This is a genomic window from Vibrio sp. 1562, assembly GCF_033340155.1.
GTDB lineage: Bacteria > Pseudomonadota > Gammaproteobacteria > Enterobacterales > Vibrionaceae > Vibrio > Vibrio alginolyticus.
Genome location: NZ_JAWOVY010000499.1, coordinates 1 through 618, shown reverse-complemented (window position 1 = coordinate 618; position 618 = coordinate 1). Strand labels below are relative to the sequence as shown.

At 45.1% G+C, this 618-nt stretch carries 1 protein-coding gene; it reads left to right on the top strand.

What is annotated here, in order from left to right:
• On the top strand, positions 1–618 hold a 618-nt coding region (locus tag R7Z49_RS26045; protein ID WP_318112567.1), incomplete at both ends, for a hypothetical protein.

Genomic DNA, 618 nt, shown 5'->3' with positions numbered 1-618 from the left:
TTGGGCACGAGTATCGAATTTAATGAAGCCGATATTTTAGCGGGAGCGTTGGACAACGTTCTGTTCAAACCGAGTGAAAACTACCCGGTTGGTGGTGGTCAAAATACGGTGAAAATTAACATCGAAGGCGAAATCACAGACGTTGCCGTGTTTGACCAATCGACATTGATCAATCCGGGCGATAACGTAGATGTACGCACCTTTACCGACGACGTGACATTTGAAGTCACGCCTGTCGTGGATGACATCGTGATTACGGGAACCGATCCAAGTCAGCCTATCGTCGTGACGGGTGATGAAGATACGTTGATTTCACTCAACCAGTCAGGTACTGGCGTTACGATCAGTCTGACCGACGATGATGGCTCTGAAAGCTTTGTTTCACTTAAGCTGACAGGCATTCCAAATGACTTTGTTGTTGAGTCTAATTCATCCGATTACATTGTGAAAAACGCAGGCAATGGCGAGTGGAGCATTCAAGTTAAAGACTTGACGCAAACTTCTATCGACTTGAGCGATATTCAAATTAAGCCGCCAAAACACTTTAGTGGTGAAGTTGAAATCGGTATCTCTGTCTTCATTCAAGAAGAGTTGTTGAAAGTGCCTACCGAGCGAAAC